Here is a 575-nt window from a genome sequence, read left to right on the forward strand (position 1 = left end):
TATAAACTTGTTTACACAAGTTCAGCTTAAAGGAATGTTCTAAAACGCATTTTCGTTTCGGTATCCAGTTTTCAAGGATCAAGGTCTTGCATATACTATTGCACGTAAAACATTATTGGTGGAGCCAAGCGGGATCGAACCGCTGACCTCCTGCTTGCAAGGCAGGCGCTCTCCCAGCTGAGCTATGGCCCCATAAAGAGATATGATGTTATATGGTGGGCCTTGGTGGACTCGAACCACCGACCTCACCCTTATCAGAGGTGCGCTCTAACCAACTGAGCTAAAAGCCCATATAACATATATAACATTTTGGATTCAACCAATCTCTTGGTTGACCGCTTGGCAGCGTCCTACTCTCCCAGGACCCTTCGGTCCAAGTACCATCGGCGCTGGAGGACTTAACGGTCGTGTTCGGGATGGGTACGTGTGGAACCCCTCCGCTATCGCCACCAAACGCATACGAAAGAGACTTGCTCTTTCAAAACTGAACACGAGTGAGTGTTCGAACCCAAGGGTTCTAATGGAAGCTAAGCTTCCGATTTGAATGTTCTCATTGCAGAGAACGATTCTCCATA

General features: G+C 47.5%; 2 tRNA genes and 1 rRNA gene. All 3 read right to left on the bottom strand.

Features of this window, described 5'->3' with window-relative positions:
- Nucleotides 1–116 precede the first annotated feature (116 nt).
- Nucleotides 117–192, bottom strand: a tRNA-Ala gene (locus ACAN54_RS29890).
- Nucleotides 193–213: 21 nt separating this feature from the next.
- Nucleotides 214–290: transfer RNA gene (locus ACAN54_RS29895), tRNA-Ile, on the bottom strand.
- Between the two features lie 47 nt (nt 291–337).
- Nucleotides 338–454: ribosomal RNA gene (gene rrf, locus ACAN54_RS29900) — 5S ribosomal RNA — on the bottom strand.
- Nucleotides 455–575 lie beyond the last annotated feature (121 nt).

The organism is Paenibacillus diazotrophicus (genome assembly GCF_042610465.1).